Origin of the sequence: Nocardioides taihuensis (genome assembly GCF_042657275.1) — a bacterium.
Taxonomy (GTDB): domain Bacteria; phylum Actinomycetota; class Actinomycetes; order Propionibacteriales; family Nocardioidaceae; genus Nocardioides; species Nocardioides taihuensis.
In genome coordinates this window covers 42,303-65,589 of sequence record NZ_JBHSKD010000024.1, presented here as the reverse complement: position 1 = coordinate 65,589, position 23,287 = coordinate 42,303, and the positions used below count along the sequence as shown (strand labels likewise).

Annotated in this window: 25 protein-coding genes; 8 read left to right on the top strand and 17 right to left on the bottom strand. The window is 72.9% G+C overall.

The genetic code is table 11. The features are described from left to right. Positions 1–28 precede the first annotated feature (28 nt). The 6 genes from ACFPGP_RS17375 to ACFPGP_RS17350 all read right to left on the bottom strand — a co-directional run bounded on the left by ACFPGP_RS17375 (position 29) and on the right by ACFPGP_RS17350 (position 4,138). Positions 29–577, bottom strand: coding sequence for an MmcQ/YjbR family DNA-binding protein (locus tag ACFPGP_RS17375; protein ID WP_378592058.1), 549 nt, complete (start codon positions 575–577; stop codon positions 29–31). 9 nt (positions 578–586) lie between these two features. Continuing rightward, positions 587–1,099 (bottom strand): MarR family winged helix-turn-helix transcriptional regulator, encoded by a 513-nt coding sequence (locus ACFPGP_RS17370; protein WP_378592057.1) that lies wholly within the window; start codon positions 1,097–1,099, stop codon positions 587–589. A 52-nt stretch (positions 1,100–1,151) separates the two neighbouring features. Then, a complete protein-coding gene (locus ACFPGP_RS17365) occupies positions 1,152–1,676 on the bottom strand; it encodes a PH domain-containing protein (RefSeq protein WP_378592056.1) in 525 nt (174 codons plus the stop codon). 22 nt (positions 1,677–1,698) lie between these two features. After that, positions 1,699–1,878: a hypothetical protein gene (locus tag ACFPGP_RS17360; protein WP_378592055.1), complete on the bottom strand. Its 180-nt coding sequence runs from the start codon at positions 1,876–1,878 to the stop codon at positions 1,699–1,701. A 107-nt stretch (positions 1,879–1,985) separates the two neighbouring features. After that, a complete protein-coding gene (gene meaB, locus ACFPGP_RS17355; RefSeq protein WP_378592053.1) occupies positions 1,986–2,951 on the bottom strand; it encodes a methylmalonyl Co-A mutase-associated GTPase MeaB in 966 nt (321 codons plus the stop codon). After that, positions 2,948–4,138 (bottom strand): acetyl-CoA C-acetyltransferase, encoded by a 1,191-nt coding sequence (locus ACFPGP_RS17350; RefSeq protein WP_378592052.1) that lies wholly within the window; start codon positions 4,136–4,138, stop codon positions 2,948–2,950. Before ACFPGP_RS17350 ends, meaB begins: the two co-directional genes overlap by 4 nt. Positions 4,139–4,266: 128 nt before the next feature. Between ACFPGP_RS17350 and mce the strand changes: the two genes are divergently transcribed. The 4 genes from mce (at position 4,267) to ACFPGP_RS17330 (ending at position 8,845) form a co-directional block, all read left to right on the top strand. Further along, positions 4,267–4,728 (top strand): methylmalonyl-CoA epimerase, encoded by a 462-nt coding sequence (gene mce / locus ACFPGP_RS17345; protein WP_378592051.1) that lies wholly within the window; start codon positions 4,267–4,269, stop codon positions 4,726–4,728. Between the two features lie 84 nt (positions 4,729–4,812). After that, the gene (gene ccrA, locus ACFPGP_RS17340; RefSeq protein WP_378592050.1) at positions 4,813–6,150 is read left to right on the top strand and encodes a crotonyl-CoA carboxylase/reductase; all 1,338 of its coding nucleotides are present in this window, start codon (positions 4,813–4,815) and stop codon (positions 6,148–6,150) included. A gap of 83 nt (positions 6,151–6,233) precedes the next feature. Further along, a complete protein-coding gene (locus ACFPGP_RS17335; RefSeq protein WP_378592049.1) occupies positions 6,234–7,694 on the top strand; it encodes a coiled-coil domain-containing protein in 1,461 nt (486 codons plus the stop codon). Then, a complete protein-coding gene (locus ACFPGP_RS17330) occupies positions 7,691–8,845 on the top strand; it encodes an AI-2E family transporter (protein ID WP_378592048.1) in 1,155 nt (384 codons plus the stop codon). Before ACFPGP_RS17335 ends, ACFPGP_RS17330 begins: the two co-directional genes overlap by 4 nt. Positions 8,846–8,851: 6 nt before the next feature. Here ACFPGP_RS17330 and ACFPGP_RS17325 read toward each other — a convergent pair whose 3' ends face one another. Further along, positions 8,852–9,775, bottom strand: coding sequence for a hypothetical protein (locus ACFPGP_RS17325; RefSeq protein WP_378592047.1), 924 nt, complete (start codon positions 9,773–9,775; stop codon positions 8,852–8,854). A gap of 45 nt (positions 9,776–9,820) precedes the next feature. Next, a complete protein-coding gene (locus ACFPGP_RS17320; RefSeq protein WP_378592046.1) occupies positions 9,821–10,795 on the bottom strand; it encodes an EamA family transporter in 975 nt (324 codons plus the stop codon). A gap of 38 nt (positions 10,796–10,833) precedes the next feature. Between ACFPGP_RS17320 and ACFPGP_RS17315 the strand changes: the two genes are divergently transcribed. After that, positions 10,834–11,373, top strand: a complete 540-nt coding sequence (locus ACFPGP_RS17315; protein ID WP_378592045.1) for a CGNR zinc finger domain-containing protein — start codon at positions 10,834–10,836, stop codon at positions 11,371–11,373. 4 nt (positions 11,374–11,377) lie between these two features. On the opposite strand, the gene ACFPGP_RS17310 is transcribed toward ACFPGP_RS17315, so the two are convergent. The 3 genes from ACFPGP_RS17310 to ACFPGP_RS17300 are packed head-to-tail and all read right to left on the bottom strand — an operon-like array spanning position 11,378 to position 13,781. Beyond that, complete coding sequence (locus tag ACFPGP_RS17310) at positions 11,378–12,169, bottom strand: alpha/beta fold hydrolase (RefSeq protein WP_378592043.1); 792 nt, start codon at positions 12,167–12,169, stop codon at positions 11,378–11,380. Between the two features lie 24 nt (positions 12,170–12,193). Beyond that, on the bottom strand, positions 12,194–12,964 hold the full coding sequence (locus ACFPGP_RS17305; protein WP_378592042.1) for an endo alpha-1,4 polygalactosaminidase: 771 nt from the start codon (positions 12,962–12,964) through the stop codon (positions 12,194–12,196). 28 nt (positions 12,965–12,992) lie between these two features. After that, entirely contained in the window at positions 12,993–13,781 is a 789-nt protein-coding gene (locus tag ACFPGP_RS17300) for a hypothetical protein (protein WP_378592040.1), read from the bottom strand. Positions 13,782–13,843: 62 nt separating this feature from the next. On the opposite strand from ACFPGP_RS17300, the gene ACFPGP_RS17295 reads away from it, so the two are divergent. After that, entirely contained in the window at positions 13,844–14,743 is a 900-nt protein-coding gene (locus tag ACFPGP_RS17295; RefSeq protein ID WP_378592039.1) for a DUF6910 family protein, read from the top strand. A gap of 10 nt (positions 14,744–14,753) precedes the next feature. Here ACFPGP_RS17295 and ACFPGP_RS17290 read toward each other — a convergent pair whose 3' ends face one another. After that, on the bottom strand, positions 14,754–16,568 hold the full coding sequence (locus ACFPGP_RS17290; RefSeq protein ID WP_378592038.1) for a 3-hydroxyacyl-CoA dehydrogenase family protein: 1,815 nt from the start codon (positions 16,566–16,568) through the stop codon (positions 14,754–14,756). An 85-nt stretch (positions 16,569–16,653) separates the two neighbouring features. Here ACFPGP_RS17290 and nucS point away from each other — a divergent pair, with 85 nt between their 5' ends. Further along, the gene (gene nucS / locus ACFPGP_RS17285; RefSeq protein ID WP_378592036.1) at positions 16,654–17,337 is read left to right on the top strand and encodes an endonuclease NucS; all 684 of its coding nucleotides are present in this window, start codon (positions 16,654–16,656) and stop codon (positions 17,335–17,337) included. Between the two features lie 16 nt (positions 17,338–17,353). On the opposite strand, the gene ACFPGP_RS17280 is transcribed toward nucS, so the two are convergent. The 4 genes from ACFPGP_RS17280 to ACFPGP_RS17265 form a co-directional block, all read right to left on the bottom strand. Next, positions 17,354–18,238 carry an FAD-dependent oxidoreductase gene (locus ACFPGP_RS17280; RefSeq protein WP_378592035.1) on the bottom strand — a complete coding sequence of 295 codons (885 nt, stop codon included), beginning with the start codon at positions 18,236–18,238 and terminating at the stop codon, positions 17,354–17,356. Positions 18,239–18,497: 259 nt separating this feature from the next. Then, the gene (locus ACFPGP_RS17275) at positions 18,498–18,773 is read right to left on the bottom strand and encodes a hypothetical protein (protein ID WP_378592034.1); all 276 of its coding nucleotides are present in this window, start codon (positions 18,771–18,773) and stop codon (positions 18,498–18,500) included. 992 nt (positions 18,774–19,765) lie between these two features. Then, entirely contained in the window at positions 19,766–20,290 is a 525-nt protein-coding gene (locus ACFPGP_RS17270; RefSeq protein ID WP_378592033.1) for a ferritin, read from the bottom strand. A 13-nt stretch (positions 20,291–20,303) separates the two neighbouring features. Beyond that, positions 20,304–20,507 carry a hypothetical protein gene (locus ACFPGP_RS17265; RefSeq protein WP_378592032.1) on the bottom strand — a complete coding sequence of 68 codons (204 nt, stop codon included), beginning with the start codon at positions 20,505–20,507 and terminating at the stop codon, positions 20,304–20,306. 88 nt (positions 20,508–20,595) lie between these two features. Here ACFPGP_RS17265 and ACFPGP_RS17260 point away from each other — a divergent pair, with 88 nt between their 5' ends. Next, positions 20,596–21,096 carry a DUF427 domain-containing protein gene (locus ACFPGP_RS17260; RefSeq protein WP_378592031.1) on the top strand — a complete coding sequence of 167 codons (501 nt, stop codon included), beginning with the start codon at positions 20,596–20,598 and terminating at the stop codon, positions 21,094–21,096. 46 nt (positions 21,097–21,142) lie between these two features. On the opposite strand, the gene ACFPGP_RS17255 is transcribed toward ACFPGP_RS17260, so the two are convergent. Next, positions 21,143–23,224 carry a protein meaA gene (locus ACFPGP_RS17255; RefSeq protein WP_378592030.1) on the bottom strand — a complete coding sequence of 694 codons (2,082 nt, stop codon included), beginning with the start codon at positions 23,222–23,224 and terminating at the stop codon, positions 21,143–21,145. Positions 23,225–23,287: the final 63 nt, after the last annotated feature.

Below are 23,287 nucleotides of genomic sequence, written 5' to 3'. Positions count from 1 at the left end.
ACTATCTGGACCAAGCCGGCGGCGGGGCTCAGCGGACCCAGCGGTAGAGCTGCCCGTCCCGGACCTCGGCCGCGCGCGGCGGGCGCGGGGTCGGGTGGTCCTTGAGATGGGCCAGCAGCCGGGCGCGCCCGCGGATCGCGACGTCGCCGTCGGTGAGCTGGACGTAGGGATGCAGCAGGTCGCGCACCTCGGCCCACTCCCGCCGCTCGACGAGGTGCCAGACCACGGCCGTGGGCGCGGGCAGCTCGGGCAGGTCGTGCAGCATCTTCGGCGTGCACAAGCGCCACGCATCGGTCACCAGCTCGCGCATCTCGTCGTGGTCGAGCCGGTCGAGGTGCGCGCACACCCACGGGTAGCGCAGGTCGCCGGTGCGGGGCAGGAAGAACGTCGCGGGATCGGACTCCACCAGGCCGTCGCGCTCGGCCCGCGGGAAGCCGAACCCCATGTCGCGCTCGTCGCGGCTGAAGGCGACGTACACGATCTGGCCCACGCGCAGCTTCCAGCGCCCGCGGACCTGCGCCTCGTACGTGCGCGGCAGCGCCAGCCCCACCTCGCGCACGTCGTCGGCCGAGACCACGACGACCGTCTAGAAGTCGCCGGCCGCGTGCCGGACGGGCGCGAGCAGCGTCGACAGCGCGGCGAGCTGGTCGTCGGAGAGGGAGCCGAGGCCGAAGTCGGCCGAGACCAGGTCGCGGGTGGCCGTCTCGACGAGCCGCCGACCCTCCTCGGTGATCTCGGCCAGCACCGCGCGGCCGTCCTCCGGGTGCCGACGTCGTACGACGAGCCCCGCGGCGTCGAGCCGCTGGACGATCGAGGTGACCGAGGTGGGGTGGACCTGCAGCCGCTCCCCCATCTTGCCCAGGGGCAGCGAGCCCCGCGAGGAGAAGACGAGCAGCACCAGGGCCTCGTAGCGGGCGAAGGTCAGCCCGTGCGGCCTCAGCAGCGCGTCGAGCTGGCCGATCACCAGCTGCTGGACGCGCATCAGGGAGGTGACCGCGTGCATGGCCGGCACCCCGGGCCAGCGCAGTCCCCACTGCCGGGCCGCCTCGTCGATGGGGTCGAACGGCAGGCGGGCTCCAGGCCTCCCAGATCCGGGCATGCGGGCACCCTACCGAGGGCCGGGGACGACCCCGCCCCGGTCGCGGCAGCGTCTAGTTGATGACGCGCGGCCCGCGCAGGCCCGACCGCTGGACCACCCGCTGGATGGCGAGGTCGCGGTCGTCGGGTCGCCCGACGTAGCGGATCTCGCGGAGGCCCTGCTCCTGCGCCGCCGACTCGAAGACGAAGTGCCCGAAGCCGAGCACCCTCCCGTGCAGCGGCTTGTTGACCGTGATGTCGAGGATCCGGCTCAGCGGCATCGTGGCCAGGTGCTGGGCGAGCACGCCGTGGATCCGGAAGACCCGCATGTTGGTCACCACGAAACGGTCGCGGCGCTCGCGCGCGAAGCCCCACGCCGCGACGGCCGCCACCACCAGCGCGATCACGAAGACCGCGGTCGAGAGCTGCACCGGCACCACCGCCGTCGCCAGCAGCAGGAGGAAGGCGCCGAGCCCCTCCAGCACCGGCACCGTGTAGGCCGCCCAGTGGTGGTGCACGACGTCGACCACCACCTCGCCCTCGTCGCGCAGCAGGTGCTTGCGGATGTCGCGGTCGGTGGCCGGCTGGGGCCGCCTCACCGTGCCCTCCCCACGAGGACCCTCAGTCCAGCGCGCCGAAGAAGCGGATGACCGCCTCGAACAGCTGCTGGGTCAGGTCCCAGGTCTGGCTACCGCCCGCCTTGGCGGCCTCGGCGAGACCGTGGGGGTCGGTGAACATCCAGAACCCGAGAAAGACGACCAGGACCCACAAGGTCACCCTCTTGGCGTTGATGGCAGCCACCAGCTTCCGTCCTCTGCCCGATCAGGAACGTTTCCGACCCCCGTGTCTAGCAGGTCTGGACCACGCCGCGCACCCCGACGCGCCCCGGCGCGCCGGCCCGACGAGGATCACTCGGTGAAGGCCTCCAGGAGGGCGTCCGCGGCGGCGTACGGGTCGCTCTGGCCGCGCACCACGGCCCCGGCCAGCTCGTCGAGCTCGCTGCGGCCGTGCACGTCACCCCACCGCGCGCGCAGCGCGGTGACCGCGATCGCCTCGACCTCGTCGCGGGCCCGCCGGGTGCGCCGCTCGGCGAGCTCCCCGGACTCCTCGAGCCAGGCGCGGTGCCGGTCGAGCTCGGCGACGACCTCGTCGAGGCCCTCGCCCCGGACGGCGACCGTCTTCACGATCGGCGGGCGCCACGCCCCCTCGGCCCGCTCGGCCAGGGCCAGCATGGAGCGCAGCTCACGGCGCACCTGGTCGGCGCCGTCGCGGTCGGCCTTGTTCACGACGTAGAGGTCGCCGATCTCCAGGATGCCGGCCTTGGCGGCCTGGATGCCGTCACCCATGCCGGGCGCCAGCAGCACCACCGTGGTGTCGGCGAGCCCGGCGATCTCGACCTCGCTCTGGCCGACGCCCACGGTCTCGATCAGCACCACGTCGCACCCCGCCGCGTCGAGCACGCGCAGCGCCTGCGGCGTCGTCCACGACAGGCCTCCGAGGTGGCCGCGCGAGGCCATCGAGCGGATGAAGACGTCGCGGTCGAGGGCGTGGTCCTGCATCCGCACCCGGTCGCCGAGCAGCGCGCCGCCCGAGAACGGCGAGGACGGGTCGACCGCGAGCACACCGACGCGCTTGCCGGCCCGGCGCAGCTCGGTCACCAGCGCCGACGTCGAGGTCGACTTGCCGACGCCGGGCGAGCCCGTCAGCCCGACGACGTGCGCGTGCCCCGCGTGCGGGGCCAGCGCCGCCATCACCTCCCGCAGCAGCGGGGACTCGTCCTCGACCAGCGAGATCAGCCGGGCGACCGCCCGGGCGTCACCCGTGCGGGCGCGCTCGACCAGCTCGGGGACGTTGCCGGTGCTGCGCCTGCTCACGCCCCGGGGACGCGCACGATCAGTGCGTCACCCTGGCCGCCGCCACCGCACAGGGCGGCCGCGCCGACGCCGCCGCCGCGGCGCTTGAGCTCGAGGGCGAGGTGCAGCACCACGCGGGTGCCGGACATGCCGACCGGGTGGCCGAGCGCGATCGCGCCGCCGTTGACGTTGACCTTGTCCTCGGAGACCCCGAGCTCGCGGGCCGACTCGATGCCCACAGCCGCGAAGGCCTCGTTGAGCTCGAGCAGGTCGAGGTCGGCGACGTCGATGCCTTCCTTGGCCGCGGCCTTGCGGATCGCGTTGGCCGGCTGCATCTGCAGCGACGAGTCGGGGCCGGCGACCTGGCCGTGGGCGCCGATCTCGGCGAGCCACTCGAGGCCGAGCTCCTCGGCCTTGGCCTTGCTCATCACCACGACCGCGGCGGCGCCGTCGGAGATCTGGGAGGCCGAGCCGGCGGTGATGGTGCCGTCCTTCCTGAACGCCGGACGCAGCTTGCCGAGCGACTCGGCCGTGGTGTCGCCACGCACGCCCTCGTCGGCCGAGACGACGACGGCGTCGCCCCGGCGCTGCGGGATCTCGACCGGGACCACCTCGTCGTCGAAGACGCCGTTCTTCCAGGCCTCGGCGGCGCGCTGGTGGGAGCGGGCGGAGAACTCGTCCTGCTCCTCGCGGGTCAGCTTGGTCCCGTTGGCGTTGAAGTCCTCCGTGAGGCCGCCCATCGCCTGCTGGGTGAGCTGGTCGTAGAGCGCGTCGTAGGCCATCGAGTCGACGAGGGTGGTGTCGCCGTACTTGAAGCCCTCGCGCGACTTGGGCAGCAGGTGCGGGGCGTTGGTCATCGACTCCATGCCGCCGGCGACCACGATCTCGACCTCGCCCGCGCGGATCATCTGGTCGGCCATCGCGATCGCGTTGAGGCCGGAGAGGCAGACCTTGTTGATGGTGATCGAGGGAACGCTCATCGGGAGACCCGCGGCGATGCCCGCGCTGCGGGCGGGGTTCTGGCCCGCGCCGGCGAGGATGACCTGGCCCATGATCAGGTAGTCGACCTGGTCGGGGCTGACCCCGGCCTTGTCGAGAGCGCCCTTGATGGCGACGCCGCCGAGGTCGGCGGCCGAGAGGCTCTTGAGGCCCCCGAGCAGACGGCCGATCGGGGTGCGGGCTCCGGCGACGATCACGGATCCGGACATGGGACTGCCTCCAGTTGAGCGACGGGGTGGATCTGGGGACGACCCTACCCACCGGGTCCGGCGCGGGGGAGGGTGGAACATGTCACACGGGGTCGCGGCCACGGACGCCGCCGTACGACGATGTGGCCATGACCCCGGACCCCGGACTCGCCCCCGCTGCGCACCTCTTCACCGCCATCGACCACGTCGGCATCGCCGTCGCGGACCTCGACGCGGCCATCGCCTTCTACGAGGGCACCTACGGCATGCGCCTGGCCCACCGGGAGGTCAACGAGGAGCAGGGCGTGGCCGAGGCGATGATGGCCGTCGGCGACTCCGGCTCGTGCGTCCAGCTGCTCGCCCCGCTCGACGAGTCCTCCACGATCGCGAAGTTCCTCGACCGCAGCGGGCCCGGCATCCAGCAGATGGCCTACCGGGTCACCGACGTCGAGGAGGTCGCCCGGATCCTGCGCGAGCGCGGCCTGCGCCTGCTGTACGACGCACCCCGTCGCGGCACCTCCGACTCGCGGGTGAACTTCATCCACCCCAAGGACGCCGGCGGCGTCCTGGTCGAGCTCGTCGAGCCCGCCCGGGGTGCGGACACCCACTGAGGGACGCGTCACAGACTCGCCCCGACCGAGTTACCGGTCGGTAATCTCCGTCCCAGCCCCCGACCCTGCGACACAGGAGCCGACGTGCAGCACATCCTCGACGCGATCCTGGCCGGCGACACCCCGGCCGACGACTTCGCCCACCTCGACATCCCCGACCACTACCGGGCCGCCACCGTCCACAAGGACGAGGTGGACATGTTCGAGGGGATGGCGGCCAGGGAGAAGGACCCGCGCAAGTCGCTCCACGTCGAGGACGTCGCGCTGCCCGAGCTCGGCCCGGGCGAGGCGCTGGTCGCGGTGATGGCGAGCGCCATCAACTACAACACCGTGTGGACCTCGATCTTCGAGCCGGTCTCCACCTTCGGCTTCCTCGAGCGCTACGGCCGCCTCTCCCCGCTGACCAAGCGGCACGACCTGCCCTACCACGTGGTCGGCTCCGACCTCTCCGGCGTGGTGCTGCGCACCGGGCCCGGCGTGACGAAGTGGAAGCCCGGCACCGAGGTCGTCGCCCACTGCCTCTCGGTGGAGCTCGAGGACCCCGACGGCCACGACGACACGATGCTCGACCCGCAGCAGCGGATCTGGGGCTTCGAGACCAACTTCGGCGGCCTCGCGCACATCGCCCTGGTCAAGGCCAACCAGCTCATGCCCAAGCCCGCGCACCTCACGTGGGAGGAGGCCGCCTCCCCCGGCCTCGTCAACTGCACGGCGTACCGCCAGCTGGTCAGCAAGAACGGCGGCGACATGAAGCAGGGCGACAACGTGCTGATCTGGGGCGCGTCCGGCGGCCTCGGCGGCTTCGCCACGCAGTACGCCCTCAACGGCGGCGCCACCCCGGTGTGCGTGGTCTCCAGCGAGGACAAGGCCGAGATCTGCCGCTCGATGGGCGCCGAGCTGGTGATCAACCGCAACGAGGAGGGCTACCGGTTCTGGAAGGACCCCCACACCCAGGACCCGAAGGAGTGGAAGCGCTTCGGCGCCCGGATCCGCGAGCTGACCGGCGGCGAGGACATCGACATCGTCTTCGAGCACCCGGGCCGTGAGACTTTCGGCGCCAGCGTGTACGTGACCCGCAAGGGCGGCACCATCACCACCTGCGCCTCGACCTCGGGCTACATGCACGAGTACGACAACCGGTACCTGTGGATGAACCTCAAGCGGATCATCTCCTCGCACTTCGCCAACTACCGCGAGTCGTGGGAGGCCAACCGCCTGATCGCCAAGGGCAAGATCCACCCGACGCTCTCCGGCACCTACCCGCTCGACCAGGTCGGCCAGGCCGCCCTCGACGTCCACCAGAACGCCCACCAGGGCAAGGTCGGCGTGCTCTGCCTCGCGCCGGAGGAGGGCCTCGGCGTGCGCGACGAGGAGATGCGCAGCCAGCACGTGGACGCGATCAACCGCTTCCGCGGGGTCTGACGAGCCGGGGGGCGCGGCCCTCCCCGGACGGTGCAACACTGGACCCGACAACCAGCCTCATCCCGGGAAAGGTGTGCCGCCACATGAGCGACGAGGGTCTGTCCATCTTCGACGACGAGCCGAACGAGGAGACGACCGAGGCACCGGCCCCGCCGACCGCCAAGCGGCCGGCCAGGAAGCCGGCCCGGCAGCCGGTGCCGCCGGTGCCCGCGGCCGACGCGGCGAAGACCCAGGTGATGCCCGCGGTGAAGCAGCAGGCCGCCCCGGCGACCCCGGCGACCCCGGCGCCCCCGGCGCCCCCGGCGGGCGGCGCGGACGACGAGACGCGGGCGCAGCCGGTCGTGGCCGCCCCGGCGCCCGCCCCGGCGCCCACTCCGGCACCCCCACCCACCCGCGCCCCGGCTCCGGCGCCTGCCCCGGCACCTGCCCCGGCACCCGCTCCGGCACCCGTCCGGCCGGCGCCGACCGCTCCGGCCGCCGCCAACCCGGCGCCCGCCCCGGCCCCCGCCCCGGCCCCCGCCTCCGGCCGGCCCCCGCTGCCGCCGGCCTCGCCGGGCGTGGCCTTCCCGCAGGTGCGCCGCGGCGGCTACGACAAGGCCGCGGTCGACGCCCGGTTCCAGCAGCTGTCCTCCGAGAAGGCCGGCCTCTCGCGCAGCCTCACCGAGTCGGAGCGACAGGTCGCCGCGCTCCAGCAGCAGCTCGAGCAGGCCCAGCAGGAGATGAAGGAGGCGCAGGCGCCGTCCTACGCCGGCCTGGGCGGCCGCGCCAGCGCGATGCTGCGACTCGCCGAGGAGGAGTCCGCCGACGTCCGCGAGGCGGCGCACCGCGACGCCGACGAGATCCGCGAGCAGGCCACCCGCGACGCCGCGGGGATCCGCGCCGACGCCAGCCGCGAGGCCGAGGACATGCGCCTCGTGCAGCTCCAGGAGCTCGACGACACCCGCGCCCGCATGATCGCCGACGCCGAGCAGGAGCGGGCCATGGCCAAGGCCGAGGCCGACGACCTCCTCGCCGCGGCCAAGCGCGAGGCCGACCAGGTCCGGCTGGCCGCCCAGCAGGAGGCCAACGACCTGCGCGTGACCGCCACGCGCGAGGCCGAGCAGGCCCGCGCCGCCGCCGACCGCGAGGTCCAGGAGGCGCGTCGCACGCTCGCGGTGGAGAAGGAGCGGCTGGCCAAGGAGGCCGTCGAGCACCACACCACCTCCATGGCGGAGACGAAGCGGTTGGTCGAGGAGGCCGAGGAGCGGGCCGCCGCCGCCGAGACCCGCGCCCGCGAGGCGCTCAGCCAGGCCACCGCACACCGGCAGCAGTCGCAGTCCGAGGCGGAGGCCACGCTCAACCGGGCGCGCCGCGAGGCGGAGCAGATCGTCGCCTCGGCCCGCACGCAGGCCGACTCGATCACGGCGTCCGGCCAGGCCGACGCCAAGCGGGAGCTGAGCGCGATCAAGGCGGAGGTCGAGCGGATGGCCAAGCGCCGCGACGCGATCACCGCCCAGCTGGCCTCGCTGCGCGACGTGGTCGCCGGGTTCGGGGACGAGAGTTGACCCGCCGGTCCTCCAGGGCTCCTGCCGCGGGCCGCCGGGAGGGCAACGACGGAGAAGCCCCCGGCGCGCCAGGCGGCGCCGCCGGGCTGGCCGTGCCCGGCGGTGCGGCCCCCGTGCCGGCGCTGCTGCGCCACTCGCCGTTCGCCTTCGGCTTCTTCGCGGGTCTCGGCGCCCTGCTCGCGTGGTGGCTCGGCTCGCAGGTGCTCCGCATCAGCGGGGTGCTGGTCCTGATCGTCGTCGCGATGTTCCTGGCGGCCGGGCTCAACCCGGTCGTGGAGTTCCTGCAACGTCGCGGCATTCGGCGCGGCTACGCCTTGCTGACGGTGATCGTCGGCGTGCTGATCGGGCTCACGCTCTTCGGCATCGCGATCGTGCCGGTGATCAGCGACCAGATCGCCGCACTCACCGACCAGGCACCGGGGTGGTTCGACCGCCTCCAGAACAACCGGCAGGTCCAGGACCTCGACAACAAGTACCACATCGTCGACAAGGCCAAGGACTACGTCTCCTCCGGTGACTACGCCAGCTCGGTCTTCGGTGGGGTGGTCGGCGTCGGCCTGGCCGTGGTCTCGGCGCTGGCCAACGCCTTCATCGTCACCGTGCTCACGCTCTACTTCCTCTCCTCCCTCGAGGCGACCAAGACCGCGTTCTACCGCCTCGCCCCGGCCACGCGCCGCGAGCGGGTGCGCGAGCTCGGCGACCGGGTCATCGAGAGCGTGGGCGGCTACGTCTCCGGCGCGTTCGTCGTCGCGACCTGCGCCGGACTCAGCTCGCTGGTCTTCCTCTTCGCGATCGGCCTCGGCCAGTACGCCGTGGCGCTCGCCTTCGTGGTGGCGCTGCTCGACATCATCCCGATGATCGGCGCCACCCTCGGCGCGGTCGTGGTGTCGGCGATCGCCTTCGCCGAGGACCCGAAGATGGGCCTGTTCTGCGTGATCTTCTACGTGATCTACCAGCAGGTGGAGAACTACGTGATCTACCCGCGGGTGATGTCGCGCTCGGTCGACGTGCCGGGAGCGGTGACGGTGATCGCCGCCCTGGTCGGTGCTGCCCTGCTCGGCGTCGTCGGCGCCCTGCTGGCGATCCCGACGGCCGCGGCGATCCTGATGCTCACCCGCGAGATCGTGGTCAAGAAGCAGGACGACCGCTAGCCGCTCTCAGCCCAGCATCCCGATCAGGGCGAACATCGTCGACGGGAGGCCCTGCACCCGGAGCGCGTCGAGCACCTGCTCGTCGAGAGCGTGGAACTCGCCCGGCGAGGACTCGACGACCCCGCAGCCGATCGCCATCTCCTGGGTGCCGCCGCCGAGGTCCTGGTCGCCCCGGGGCTGCCCGGTCAGGTGCAGGGTCGCCCACTCGAACGGCAGGTCACGCCCGCAGTCGGGCTCGGCGGGTGCGGCGGCGGCGAGCGCGTCCGCGAACGCGCGCGCGGCGCCCTGGCCCAGCGTCGTGCCGTAGACGAGCTCGAGCGGGTCGTCGTCGCGCAGGCTGCGGTAGAGGCAGACGTCGAGGCTCACCGGGTCGCCGTACCCCTCGGTGACGATCGAGTCGGGGTGGCTGGGCCGGTGGAGCACCGGCTTGCAGTCGAGCGGGCCGCCGACCGACCCCAGGACCTGCTCACGCAGGGCGGGGTCGTCGCTGGTCACCGTCACGGTCGTGCTTCCCTGCGCGACCGTCTCGCGCACCCAGCCGCCGCCGAGGTCCTCGGTGCCGGGGTCCAGCGCTGCCCCCAGCCAGACGGACGGGGCCGTCGGCTGCGGCCCGTCGAGGGGGTCGCCCAGGCACAGGTCGCTGAGCATGATCGGGCGACCGACGTACGCCGCGCCGCCCGCCGGACCGTCACCGCAGGTGACGACGTCGTTGCCGATGCGCACCGGCGCAGCGCCCCATCCCCAGTCGGCGGGCACCCGGACCGAGGCGTCGTGCCAGACCTCGGTGCGCCACCCCTCGGGGACCGTGGTTCCCGGGGTCCCGGACGGTCCACCCACCGAGCCGGGCGTGTCGTCGGTCCCGCAGGCGCCGAGCGGGACCAGGAGCCCGACGAGGAGCAGGACACGGACGAGGAGGGAGCGGGAGGTCATGCCGGTGGGACGCGGCACGGGGCCCGGCGGTTCCGGTGGCAGGTCCTAGCCGAGCACCGGCTCGGTACGACCCACGGTCCGCTCCCCCATCTTCACCGCCACCACGCCGGCGAGGATCAGCACGCCGCCGAGGAGCTGCACCGGCTTGGGCAGCTGCGCGACCAGCAGCCACGCCCAGAAGATGCCGGCGAGCACCTCGCTGAGCGCCACGAACGACGCGAGGCGCGAGCCCAGCCGACGGCCGGCGGCGATGCCCGTGGTGTAGGACAGGGCCGCGGTGACCAGCCCGAGGCCGAGCAACGGCCACCACCAGGCGACCTCGTGGCCGGCGTACGCCACCGAGGTCGTGGCGGCGCGCATCGGCAGCAGGCCGACCAGCGCGAGCGCGCCGAGGACCACGGTGCCCACCACCAGGCCACCGGCGGCCAGCGTCAGCGGGGGCAGGCCGTTGTCCTCGTCGGCCGAGATCACGAAGTAGGTCGCGCAGCCCACCATCGCGCCGAGCGCCCACAGCACGCCGGGCAGGCTGAGCTCCGCGCCGGAGAGCAGGTCGAGCACGAGCACCAGCCCCAGCGCCGCGAGGCCGGCGCCGAGCAGCGTGACCGGGCCGGGCCGGTGGCCGTGGCGGATCCAGAGCCACATGACGACCGCCGCCGGGGCGGTGTACTCGATGAGCAGGGCCGGACCGACCTCCATCCGCGCGACCGCGGAGAAGTAGCAGAACTGGGCGGCGGCCACGGCCAGCAGCCCGTAGAGCAGCACGAGACCGGCGTTGCGGCGCAGCACCCCGGGCCGCCCGCGCAGGGCCAGCAGCCCGAACGGCGCCACCACGAGGGCAGCGATGCCGATGCGGACCAGGGTGACGGCGCCGGCGCTCCAGCCCGCGTCGAGCAGCGGGCTGGCGAAGGCGCCGGAGAGGCCGAAGCTGATGGCGGAGACCAGGGCGAACCCGAGCCCGACCGTGCCGCGACGACGCGCGGTCGTCGCCACCGGGGCGATGTCATGGGCCAAGGTCGTCATGACTCATGACATTACGGGGGGTCCGGTAATCTGTCAACGTGGTATTCGCTCATGACACCGCGCTCGCGCTCCAGGCCGCCGCGGCCCTGGTCAACTCGGCCGAGCCCCCGGACACGCTGACGACCGTGGCCGAGCTCGACGCGTTCTTCCGCGGGTACGAGTACACCGGCCGGCACGACGGCGACCGGGCCGAGCTCGAGGCGGTGCGGGCGATCCGCCCGCGGCTGCGCACGCTGATGCTCAGCCCGCGCAACGAGGCGGTCGACCTGGTCAACGAGATGCTCGCCGAGCACCAGGCCGTCCCGCAGCTGGTGCGGCACGGCGCCTACGACTGGCACCTGCACGCCGTCGACGACGACGCGCCCCTGACCACCCGCCTGGTCGTCGAGACCGCGATGGCGATGATCGACGTCATCCGCGCCGACGAGATGTCGCGCCTCGGCACGTGCGCCGACGGCGACTGCGAGTCGATCGTGCTCGACCTGTCGCGCAACCGCTCCAAGCGCTTCTGCTCGACCGCCTGCGGCAACCGCAACGCGGTGGCGGCGTACCGGGCCCGCCAGTCCGGCGACGGCTGAGCGCTCAGCGCAGGAAGCGCCGCAGCACCTCGGTGAAGACCTCGGGCTGCTCGGAGTGCACCCAGTGCCCCGCTCGCTTGACGGTCACCCGACGCACCTGGGGGAACCACCGCTCCATCGCAGGGGCGTAGTCCTCGCGCACGTACGGCGAGTCGGCGCCCGCCACCCACAGCACCGGCCCGCCGTAGGGCGCGGCGCCGTCGAGCCGGTCGGCGGGCCAGTCGGTGATCGCGCCGAGGTCGCGGGCGAGCAGGTCGAGGTGGGGCTGCCACTCCCAGGCGCCGGCGTGGTGCCGCAGGTTCTGCAGCAGGAAGCTGCGCACGACGGGGTTCGGCACCGCGTCGGCCAGCGCGGCGTCGGCGTCGCCACGACGCTCGAGCGTCGTGAGGTCGATCGCCTGCATGGCGGCGATGTAGCGCGCGAACTCCTCGGCGTGCGGATAGGGCACGGGTGACACGTCGACCACGGCCAGGCGCTCGACCAGACCGGGGTGGCGCAGCGCGAGCAGCATCGCGATCTTGCCCCCCATCGAGTGGCCCACCAGCGCCGCCGGGTCGTCGTCCGCGAGCAGGCCCGCGACGCGGTCGGCGGCGTCGAGGTAGTCGAAGTGCTCGCTCCAGGCCGACCTGCCGTGGTCGGGCATGTCGACGAGCGTGACCCGGTGGGAGGTCGCGAGCTCCTTGCCGATGCGGGTCCAGTTCCTGCCCTGGCCGAAGAGCCCGTGGCAGAAGACGATCCGCGAGCCGGACGCGCCGTACGACGTGGTGTGCAGACCCTGGACCCGCGCCGACGACATGGCAAGGAGGTTAGGACAACGCCGTCAGCACCAGCGACGGACCCCGTGCCCGGACAACGCCAGGTCGCGGCGCACCACGGAGATCTGGTCGGACCAGCGGCGGCACGCGCGGCGGAAGTCCTTCTTGCGGTACTCCACCGCGAGCACGTGGCGGCCGTAGTGGTCGACGTAGGACCCGCACTCGTGCCAGCGGGCGCACTCCTCGGCGATGGCGAAGTCGAAGCCGACCGCGGTGCCGTCCCAGCCGGCGCGGTTCTTCTGCGCGACCGCGAGCCCGGCGGCGTGGCCGCGGCGCACGAGCTTGCGGGCGTAGGTGTTCGCGTCCGCCGCGTCGAGCAGGCCGTGGCTGCGGGTGAAGGAGTCCAGGTTGTCGTACTCGACGGCGGCGTAGCCGTCGTCCGCGCACCCGGCGACCCAGCGCCCCATGATCCGGGCCAGGCGGGTGCGCTTGCGGTCGGTGCGGATGTCGAGCAGCCACTCCCCCCATGCCTCGTCGGTGACGGCCGTGCCGTCCCTCTTCAGCACCAGCGACCAGTGCCGCTTCCAGAAGCGCTTCTGCGAGGCCTGGGTCTGGAAGCCGTTGACGTAGCAGACGTTGTACGCGCCGGTGAGCGGAGCAGCGGTCCGGTCGCGGACCACGACGCCGACGTGGTCGGGGACGGGCCGGTTGCCGCCGAGCTGGTAGTCGAAGTCGACACCGACGGGCGGGCCGTCGGGTGCGGCCGCGGCCGGGACGGCGAGGCCGGCGAGCACGAGCACGGCGGCGACCACGAGGCCCGGGAGCGGTGTGCGCATGCGCCCATGGTGCCCCGGGCGGGCAGACCTAGAAGTCGAACCCGTCGAACACGTCGCCGATGCCGTCGCCGATGCCGCCGATGGCGTCGCCGAACCCCTCGCCGATGCCGCCGATCGCGTCACCGACGCCCTCGCCGATCCCGCCGAGGGCGTCGAAGCCCCCGAGGCCGGAGAACAACAGGCCCGCGAACATCCAGTCCATCGGCGTGAACGCACCGAAGTAGCCGCGTGCGTAGGGCTGGTAGTTGCGACCACCCGCCCAGTAGGGCACCCGGCGCGAGCCGACCATCACCATCCGGGCGTCGGGCTCGGCGCCGGCGCGGACCCGCTCGGCGTCGAGCGCGCAGGCCGGGACCTGCCGGGTGGCGCCGCCGGCCGGGGTCCAGTCGATGTCGACGACGGAGGGGCCGTGGCGGGGGTCGAAGAAGCAGGGAGGGCGACGGGTGGGCAGCGGCTCACCGGCGACCCGGGCGCGCACGCAGGCGATGGCGTAGCGCCCGTCCTCGAGGATCTCCGTGACGTGACGGACCTGGTCGGGCTGGGTGATCGCGTCGCTGGCGGTCTTCGCGGCCTCGTAGGCGTCGAGCGCACGCTGGTAGTCGGCGCGCATGCCCTCGTCGAGCTCGCGCCCGGCCAGGTCGAGGTCGAGCAGCTGCAGCTGCTCGCCCAGCGCCGTGACGTCCTCGAAGGCCAGCCGCTTGACTGGCGCGACCTCCGCCTCCTTGAGCTCGGCCAGCCGGCGCTGGTTGCGCCGGCTGAACACGACGACCACACCGAGCAGGAGGGCCAGGAAGACCATCACCCCGACGAAATCCATGCTCACAGGATACGGAAGGCCGACAACGCCCGTGCGGTGTCCGACTGACCTAGGGTCGTGGTGTGGACGTGAGCCTGGAGTCCGTGACCGCCCTGCGCTACCCCGACGGCGCCCCGGTCACGGCGGCCTCGGCGGTGGCGCCGTTCCGTGGCGGGCTGCTGGTGGTCTCCGACGACGCGACGCGCGCGTGCTGGTGGCACGACGGAGCCGGCCGCGCGGTCCGGGTGCTGCCAGCGGTCGAGGGGCACGACACCTTCCGCGAGGACGAGGGCACCAAGGAGCTCAAGCCGGACCTCGAGGCGGCGGTGCCGGTGCCCGGCGGCGTGCTGCTGCTCGGCTCGGGCTCGACACCGGCGAGGACGCGGTCGTCGCTGGTCGCCGAGGCCGACGCGTCGTACGTCGTGGCGGAGCTGGCACCGCTCCACGCCGCCGTCGCGACCGCGCTCGGCCTCCGGCCCGACCAGCTGAACCTCGAGGGCGCCTGCCTCGTCGACGGTGACCTGCGGTGGTTCCAGCGTGGCCTGCCCTCGGCCGGCGTGCCCACCGCGAGCGTCGACGTCGACGCGGCCGCCCTCCTGGCGGCTGCCCGCGGCGCCGGCGACCCGGCCGAGGTCGCGGTCGGGGCGGTGCGCCGCTACGACCTCGGCGAGGCCGGTGGGGTCGGGCTCGCCGTCACCGACGCCCTCGCGCTCCGCGGAGGTCGCATCCTGGTCAGCGCGGCGGCGGAGGACAGTGCCGACGCCTACGCCGACGGCCCGGTCGTGGGCTCGGCGCTCGCCCTGCTCGACGGCGAGCAGGTCCTGGAGGTCTGCGACCTGCCGGCCCTCGACGCGGGGGTGACCAAGGTCGAGGGCCTGGCGCCGCTCGAGCGGCTGCCCGACGGGCTGCTCGTCGCCGCCACGGTGGACGACGACGACCCCGACCGCCCCTCGCGCCTGCTGCGGCTGCGACTCCGGTGGTGAGTCCCCGGGGTCAGCGCGTCGAGTAGTCGCGGAAGCCGCGCTGGGTCTTGCGGCCGAGGTAGCCCGCGGTGACGAGGTGCTCGAGCAGGGGCGCCGGCGCGAAGCCCGGCTCGCGGAACTCGAGGTAGAGCTCGCGCTGGATGGCCAGCGACACGTCGTTGCCGACCACGTCGAGCAGCTCGAAGGGCCCCATCGGCAGGGCGCAGCCCTGCTTCATGGCGGTGTCGATGTCGTCGGCCGTCGCGTAGTGGGCCTCGAGCATCTTCACCGCGTCGTTGAGGTAGGGGAACAGCAGCGCGTTGACGATGAAGCCGGCGCGGTCACCGCACGTCACGGCCACCTTGCCGACCTCGGCGCACAGCGCGAGCACGGTCTCGGTCACGGCCTCGTCGGTCGCCACGGTGGAGACGACCTCCACCAGCTTCATGATCGTGGCGGGGTTGAAGAAGTGCATGCCGACGACGTCCTGCGGGCGCGAGGTCGCGCGCGCCAGGGAGATGATCGGCAGCGAGGAGGTCGTGGTGGCCAGGATCGCGCCCGGCTTGCAGATCTCGTCGAGGTTCTCGAAGAGCGTGGTCTTGACGTCGAGGTCCTCGGCGATGGCCTCGACCACGAGGTCCACGTCCTTGAGGTCGTCGAGACTGGTGGTGCCGTTCACCCGACCGAGCACGCCGACCTTGTCGTCCTCGGTCGCCTTGCCCCGCTGGATCTGCTTGTCGAAGTTGCGGGTGATCGTCGCGACCACGCCGTCGACCTTGTCCTTGGCCCGCCCGACGTACAGCACGTCGTAGCCCGCCTTGGCGAAGACCTCGACGATGCCGCTCGCCATGGTGCCGGTGCCGACCACACCGACCCGCTTGACGTCGTGCCGCAGCCGGGGCGCATCGTCGGCGCTCGGCGTGTGGGCGTCGGCGACGACCACCGGGCTGTCGGGCGCCTCGTAGGTGTAGAAGCCGCGGCCCGACTTGCGGCCGAGCAGGCCGGCGGTGACGTACTGCTTGAGCAGCGGGGCCGGCGCGTGCAGGCGGTCGCGGCCCTGCTTGTACATCGTGTCGAGGATCTCGTACGCCGTGTCGAGGCCGATCAGGTCGAGGAGCGCCAACGGACCCATCGGGTAGCCGCAGCCGAAGCGCATCGCGGCGTCGATGTCCTCGCGCGAGGCGTAGTGGCCCTCGTACATCGCGACCGCGTGGTTGAGGTAGCCGAAGAGCAGGGTGTTGGCGATGAAGCCGGCCTTGTCGCCGCAGACGACGGGGTTCTTGCCGAGCGTGCCGACGAGCTCCTGGACGTCGGCGAGGACGTCGGGCTCGGTGACGACCGTGCGGACGATCTCGACGAGGTTCTGCACCGGCGCGGGGTTGAAGAAGTGGACGCCGATCACGCGACCCGGCCGCGAGTTCGCGGTCGAGATCTCGGTGACGGAGAGCGAGGAGGTGTTGGTCGCCAGGATCGCGTCCGGGGCGACGATCTCGTCGAGCTGGCGGAAGATCTCCTTCTTGACCTCGAGCGACTCGACCACGGCCTCGACCACGAAGTCGGCGTCGTGCAGGTCCTTGAGCGAGGTGCTGAAGGTGATCCGGCCGATCAGCTCGGCCTGCTCCTCCTCGGTCATCTTGCCGCGCTTCACGGCCCGGCTCGTGGAGTGCTCGAGGTGCTGGCGCCCGCGCTCGAGCGCCTCCTCGCCGACCTCCACCCCGATCACGTCGAACCCGTTGCGGGCGAACACCTCGCCGATCCCGGCACCCATGGTGCCGAGGCCGATCACGCCGATCGTGCGGAAGGTGCGGGAGCCGGTGGAGGACGCAGGAGTGGTGACGCTGGTCATGGCCGGATCATCCCACGAGGCCCGGGGCGACCGGCTGTGTGTCCGGTCACGCCCGCGCCGGGACACCGGGGTAGATTCACCGCCCGTGAGACTCGTCGTCGCGCGCTGCCAGGTGGACTATGCCGGGCGGCTGACCGCCCACCTGCCGATGGCCACCCGGGTGCTGATGATCAAGGCCGACGGGTCGGTGCTCGTGCACTCCGACGGCGGCTCGTACAAGCCGCTGAACTGGATGTCGCCCCCCTGCTCGCTGCGGGAGGGCACCACCGACGACGGTCAGGTCGAGTGGACCGTGACCAGCAAGACAGACGACACGCTGCGGATCCTGATCGAGGAGATCCACCACGACACCTCGCACGAGCTCGGCATCGACCCGGGGCTGCAGAAGGACGGCGTCGAGAAGCACCTCCAGGAGCTGCTCGCCGAGCACCCGGCGACCCTGGCACCCGGGCTGACGCTGGTGCGGCGTGAGTTCCCGACCGCGATCGGGCCGGTCGACCTGATGTGCCGGGACGCCGAGGGCCTGAGCGTCGCGGTCGAGATCAAGCGGCGGGGCGAGATCGACGGCGTGGAGCAGCTGACGCGCTACCTCGACCTGCTCAACCGCGACCCGCTGCTGACCGGACGCGGTGAGGTGCGCGGGATCTTCGCCGCCCAGGAGATCAAGCCCCAGGCCCGCGTGCTGGCCACCGACCGCGGCATCGCGTGCGCCGTCGTCGACTACGACGCGCTGCGCGGCCTCGACGACCCGAGCCACCGCCTCTTCTGACGCGCGGGGAGCAGCGTCAGAGCAGCTGCACGAGGTGGTCGGCACAGCCCCAGCTGAGGGTCACGCCCGAGCCGCCGTGCCCGTAGCAGTGGATGACGTCGCCCTCACGCCGCACCCGGACCGCCGGCCGCACCGGGCGCAGCCCGACCTTGTGCCCGAGCACCTTCGCTCCCCGCAGGGCCGGCACCATCCGCTCAGCGCGGCGCAGGATCTCCGCCGCCGTCTCCGGCGACGGTGTGCGGCTCCAGTCGCCCTCCTCGTCGGTGCCGCCGACCACGATGTCGTCGCTGCGCGGCACGACGTACGTCGGTCCGGCGCCGTCGAGCCACCACCGGTCGAGCCCCACCTGGGCCAGCCGGACGACCTGCCCGCGCGCGGGCACGACCGTCTTGTCGCCGGCCAGCAGCCGCGAGCCGAGCCCGGAGCAGTTCACGACGAGGTCGGCACCCGTGGGCAGCGCGCGCAGGTTCATCCGGGTCAGCGTGCCGCCGAGGTCGTGGATGCGCCCGACCAGCCACGGCAGGTAGGTGCGCACGTCGACCACCGGCGCCACGAACGTCCACCCGCTCGCGAAGCCGGCCGGGAGCGCGGTCTCGTGGTCGAGGGCCGGCACCGCGGAGCGCCACCAGGGGTCGGGCTGGGCCTGCTCGTGCACCTCGGTGCCGGTCATCATCCTGACCCCTGACTCGGGATCGGTGTCTGACAGCGCGTCGAAGACGGCGTACGACGTCGCGGCCCAGGCGGTGACCTGCTCCTGCGGCAGCGCCCGGTAGGGGTACCACAGCGCCGCGGCCACCGCCGACGTCGTCTCGAGCGGGAGGTCGCGGGCGAGCACGTCGACCCGGTGGCCGGCCTCGAGCAGCCGGACAGCACAGGTCAGCCCGACCACGCCGGCGCCCACGACCGAGATCCTCACGGCTGCGTCACCATGCGCAGAGTCTGGCCTACCGGTGCGTGACGCGCCTCCTCTCGGGGTCCTCGAGGGCCCGCGGCCTCCGAGAGGACGTGCAGGACACCCCGGAGTCGGCCTACGTGCGTCGGTGGAAGGTGACCTTGCCGTCGGGTCGGTGGGTGTGGTGGTAGGCGGGGTCGTGGATCTTGCGGTGGTGGCTCGGGCACAGCAGGCGGCCGCTCGCCACGCTGGTGCGGCCACCCCGGGACTAGGGGATGTCGTGGCGGGCCTGGCAGGCACTGGGTGGCCGGTCACACCCATTGGCGGTGCAGCCGCGGTCGCGCAAGTGCCAGCGCGATGCGTTGGGGCTCTCGGTGTGGAAGCGGCGTCTGCGGCCCAGGTCGAGGACCTGCGAGGTGCCGCCCAGCACGGCGGGGATGATCCCGGCCGCGCACGCCAGCCGCCGCGCCTCGGCCGCGGAGATCACCCCACCGGTGGACAGGGCCGCGGAGCCCAGGCCGCCCAGGAGCGACTCGATGGTCATCGTCACCACCACGGTGGCCGCGACCTCCGCCGCCGGTGGCCGGCAACCGGTCCACCGGGCACCGCTCGACCCACGCGGCGAACGCCAGCCCCCGGCGGTGCGGCAGCGCCGTCCGCCGGGTGTCGCCGTCGTGGGCGTGGAAGAGGGCGTCGAGCTGGGTGCGCAGCATCGCCCCGTGCAGGGCAGGCAGGGTGAACCGTCCGTGCACCCGCCCTGGGCCGTCCTCGGACATCGTGAACCGTGCCGCAGCGTTCGCCCGGGCTTCCTCGGCCTCCAGCAGGCGGGCCTCGTGGGCCTCGGCGACCTCGGGGGCCACCACCTCCAGGATCCGACGACCCAGGACCTTCAAGGCCTTCGCGTCATGCTCGGCCGCCGCCGCGATCAGGTGACGACGCGCCTCGTCCCGGACGCGGGGTCCACCAGCTCCGGGGGCAGGGCGTCCACGGCGTCGACGATCACTGCGCCTGGTCGGGCAGCACCCGCCCTGCGCCATCGCGTCCCGCACCGGTTCGTGGGCACCGTCCAGCGCGGCCGCGAGCCGTACCTTGCGAGCCGCCGCCGCCCGGGTCTGCCGGGTCGCCACCGCCCACCAGCTCCCGGTCGTGGTGGCCCCGACGCCGTCGCCGGCCTGCACCCGGTCCTCCTGCGCGACCACGGTGAGCTCGAGTGCCGCCACCTGCGCACCCAGGGCGGCGAGGTCGCCCAACGCCCGGGAGACGTCCTCGGGACCCATGGACAGCACCGAGACCCCCGCCACCGGCTCCAGCTCGTCGCGCAGCCGCGCGACCGCGGTCACCACCAGGTGCGCGCCGGTCACACCGGGAGGCGCCCAGTCGGTGGTGGTGGTCATGTGGCCAGACAACCCGCGACCGCCGACGATTCCGGCCACGGAACGTCAAGATTCGAGCATACGCTCGATCAACGTTCCGTCACGCTTCACGGCCCCACGATCCAGCCGGGACGGCCTACGGGCGCCCAGCCCTGGACCGGGACTACGCGCCGGCGATCCTCGGCGCAGTGGGGTCGGCGCCCTCGGCGCTGTGCTCGCGGGCGACGTACTCCTCGATGTCCTCGATGTCGTCGCGGTTGCGGGTGACCACGGCGAGCAGGTCGCTCATCGTGGCGACCTCCTCGACCTGCTCCTTGATGAACCACTGGAGGAACTGCTCGGAGGCGAAGTCGGACTCTTCGCGGGCGGTGCGCAGCAGGCCGTTGATCTGCTCGGTGACCCGCTTCTCCTGCGCGAGGGCCAGCGCCACCGGTGCGACGAGGTCGTCGAAGGCCGGGGTCGGCGCGTCGACGCCGGGGACCACGACCTCGGCGTCCGTGTCGAGCAGGTAGCGGACCATCATCAGCGCGTGGTCGCGCTCCTCGAGCGCCTGGGCGTAGAAGAAGGCCGCCATCTGCGGCATCGTCAGCGCGTCGTAGTAGACCGCGCAGGCGAGGTACTGGTTGTGGGCGGCCAGCTCGTTCCCGATCTGGGCGTTGAGCTGCTCGACGAAGCGGGGTGCGGGCACGAGGGCTCCTGGGTCAGGCAGCGAGCGGCTGCTTCTTGTCCTGCTTGGCCTTCTTGGCCTTGACCAGCTTGCGCTTCCTGACCGTATACCCCTCGGGCAGCGTGCCCTCCTTGAGCATCCGGATGGGGCAGCGCTGGCACCGCTGCCTGGACACGCAGCACTTCGACTTCGGCGACTTCACCGAAGCCTTCGCGCCCTTGCCCTTCTTCTTGCCCATGGTCGCGACCCTAGCATGAGAGTTAGGACAGCCTTACCTTGGCAGAGGTGCGGCGGATGGTCACCGACCCGCGGGTAGCGTCGCGCCCGTGAGAGCACGCGTACGGCCGGAGCCGGCCGGTCCGGGCCAGGAGTCGGTGTGGGACTACCCGCGCCCGCCACGGGTCGAGCCCAGCACCGAGACCGTGGAGGTGCACCTCGGCGGCGAGCTCGTGGCCCGCACCACCGCGTCGTACCGCGTGCTGGAGACCAGCCACCCGCCGACCTACTACCTCCCGCGGTCGGCGTTCCCGGACGGGGTGCTGCGGCCGGTCGCGGGCACGACGAGCTGCGAGTGGAAGGGCCGGGCGAGCTACTTCGACCTCGTGACGCCCGCCCGCACGGCCGAGCGGGCGGCGTGGACCTACGCCACGCCGATGCCGGGCTTCGAGGCGCTCGTCGACCACGTGGCGGTGATGCCCGGGGCGGTCGACCGCTGCACCGTCGACGGCGAGGTCGTCGTCGCCCAGGAGGGCGACTTCTACGGCGGCTGGATCACCAGCCGGGTGGTCGGTCCGTTCAAGGGCGTCCCGGGCAGCTGGGGCTGGTAGCTGCTCGCGGTCGAGCGCCAGCGGCGCCAGGGTGCCGAGCGATCAGTCAGTCGAGGCCGTGCGCGGCCCGGATCACATCGACGATCCCGCCCATGATGCCGGTCAGCCCGAAGTCCTTGGGCGTGTAGACCGCGGCCACGCCGAGCTCGCGCAGCCGGCGGCCGTCGGAGTCGGGGATGATGCCGCCGACCACCACGGGCACGTCCTCGAGCCCTGCCTCGCGCAGCCCGTCGAGGACCAGCGGCACCAGCTCCATGTGCGAGCCGGAGAGGATCGACAACCCCACGCAGTGGACGTCCTCGGCCACGGCCGCCGCGACGATCTGCTCCGGGGTGAGCCGGATGCCCTGGTAGACGACCTCGAACCCTGCATCGCGCGCGCGGACGGCGACCTGCTCAGCGCCGTTGGAGTGGCCGTCGAGACCGGGCTTGCCGACCAGCAGCCGCAGCCGGCCGCCGGGGCCGCCGAGCTCCTCGCCGGTCGTGCGCACCCGCTCGCGGACCGCGGCCAGCTCGGCCCCGGCCGAGCCCACCGTCGACAGGGCGCCGACGGCTCCGGAGACCCCGGTGGGGGCGCGGAACTCCCCGAAGACCTCGCGCAGCGTGCCGGCCCACTCCCCCGTCGTCGCTCCGGCGCGGGCGGCCGCGAGGGTCGCCGGGAACAGGTTGGCGTCGGTCTTGGCGTCGGCCGCCAACCGGGCGAGCGCCTCGGTCACGGCCGCCTCGTCGCGCTGGGCCTTCCACTCCTCCACCGAGCGGAGCGCCGACGCCTCGGCCTCCGGGTCGGCCGCCATGATCGCGGCGTCGAGGTCGGCGGTGAGCGGCGACGGCTCGGTGGTCTCGAACTTGTTGACCCCGACGATCACCTCCTCGCCGCTCTCGATCCGGGCGCGGCGGGCGGCGTGGGCCGAGACCAGCGCCTGCTTCATGTAGCCGGACTCGACGGCCGCGATCGCACCGCCCATCGCCTGCACCCGGTCCATCTCGGTCCGGGCCGAGGCCACGAGCTCGGCGACCTTCGCCTCGACCACGTGGGAGCCGGCGAAGAGGTCGTCGTACTCGAGCAGGTCGGACTCGTAGGCGAGCACCTGCTGCAGCCGCAGCGACCACTGCTGGTCCCACGGACGCGGGAGGCCGAGGGCCTCGTTCCACGCCGGCAGCTGGACGGCGCGGGCGCGGGCGTCCTTGGACAGCGTCACGCCGAGCATCTCCAGCACGATCCGCTGGACGTTGTTCTCGGGCTGCGCCTCGGTGAGCCCGAGGGAGTTGACCTGGACGCCGTAGCGGAAGCGGCGCATCTTCGGGTCCTCGACGCCGTAGCGGTCGCGGGTCAGCTCGTCCCAGAGCTGCACGAAGGCGCGCATCTTGCACATCTCCTCGACGAAGCGCACGCCGGCGTTGACGAAGAAGGAGATCCGGCCGACGACCTTGCCGAAGTCCTCCTCGGAGACCTGGCCCGACTCGCGGACGGTGTCGAGGACGGCGATCGCGGTGCACAGGGAGTAGGCCAGCTCCTGCTCGGGCGTGGCGCCGGCCTCCTGCAGGTGGTAGCTGCAGATGTTGATCGGGTTCCACTTCGGGATCTGGTGGACCGTGTAGGCGATCACGTCGCCGATCAGGCGCAGGGAGTGCTCCGGCGGGAAGACGTAGGTCCCGCGCGAGAGGTACTCCTTGATGATGTCGTTCTGCGTGGTGCCGGCCAGCTGCGCGGCGACCGCGGCGCGCTCCTCGTCGGAGGAGTCGACGCCGAGCCCCTGCTGCTCCTCGGCGGCGACCTGGTAGAGCGCGAGCAGCCACATCGCGGTGGCGTTGATCGTCATCGAGGTGTTCATCGCGGTGAGCGGGATGTCCTCGAAGAGGCGCCGCATCTCGCCGAGGTGCGGCACCGGGACGCCGACCTTGCCGACCTCCCCGCGGGCCAGCGGCGAGTCGGGGTCGAAGCCGGTCTGGGTCGGCAGGTCGAAGGCGACCGAGAGGCCGGTCTGCCCCTTGGCGAGGTTGGTGCGGTAGAGCGCGTTGGAGGCCGCGGCGCTCGAGTGCCCGGCGTACGTGCGCATCACCCAGGGACGGTCCTTCGGCGGCCGTCCGGCGGCGTTCGCAGAGCTGGGTGCGGGCGAGGACTCGGTCATGCTCGGCAGCGTAGGCCAGCACCTACCGGTAGGTAACCGCGTGGACGTGTGGGGTTGTCCACA

Coding starts and splice junctions, on each gene's coding strand:
- ACFPGP_RS17370 (WP_378592057.1), bottom strand. CDS start 1,099: ATGCCCGGATCTGGGAGGCCTGGAGCCCGCCTGCCGTTCGACCCCATC.
- ACFPGP_RS17350 (WP_378592052.1), bottom strand. CDS start 4,138: ATGTCCGGATCCGTGATCGTCGCCGGAGCCCGCACCCCGATCGGCCGT.
- mce (WP_378592051.1), top strand. CDS start 4,267: ATGACCCCGGACCCCGGACTCGCCCCCGCTGCGCACCTCTTCACCGCC.
- ACFPGP_RS17335 (WP_378592049.1), top strand. CDS start 6,234: ATGAGCGACGAGGGTCTGTCCATCTTCGACGACGAGCCGAACGAGGAG.
- ACFPGP_RS17325 (WP_378592047.1), bottom strand. CDS start 9,775: ATGACCTCCCGCTCCCTCCTCGTCCGTGTCCTGCTCCTCGTCGGGCTC.
- ACFPGP_RS17320 (WP_378592046.1), bottom strand. CDS start 10,795: ATGACGACCTTGGCCCATGACATCGCCCCGGTGGCGACGACCGCGCGT.
- ACFPGP_RS17310 (WP_378592043.1), bottom strand. CDS start 12,169: ATGTCGTCGGCGCGGGTCCAGGGTCTGCACACCACGTCGTACGGCGCG.
- ACFPGP_RS17305 (WP_378592042.1), bottom strand. CDS start 12,964: ATGCGCACACCGCTCCCGGGCCTCGTGGTCGCCGCCGTGCTCGTGCTC.
- ACFPGP_RS17300 (WP_378592040.1), bottom strand. CDS start 13,781: ATGGATTTCGTCGGGGTGATGGTCTTCCTGGCCCTCCTGCTCGGTGTG.
- ACFPGP_RS17290 (WP_378592038.1), bottom strand. CDS start 16,568: ATGACCAGCGTCACCACTCCTGCGTCCTCCACCGGCTCCCGCACCTTC.
- ACFPGP_RS17275 (WP_378592034.1), bottom strand. CDS start 18,773: ATGACCATCGAGTCGCTCCTGGGCGGCCTGGGCTCCGCGGCCCTGTCC.
- ACFPGP_RS17265 (WP_378592032.1), bottom strand. CDS start 20,507: ATGGGCAAGAAGAAGGGCAAGGGCGCGAAGGCTTCGGTGAAGTCGCCG.
- ACFPGP_RS17255 (WP_378592030.1), bottom strand. CDS start 23,224: ATGACCGAGTCCTCGCCCGCACCCAGCTCTGCGAACGCCGCCGGACGG.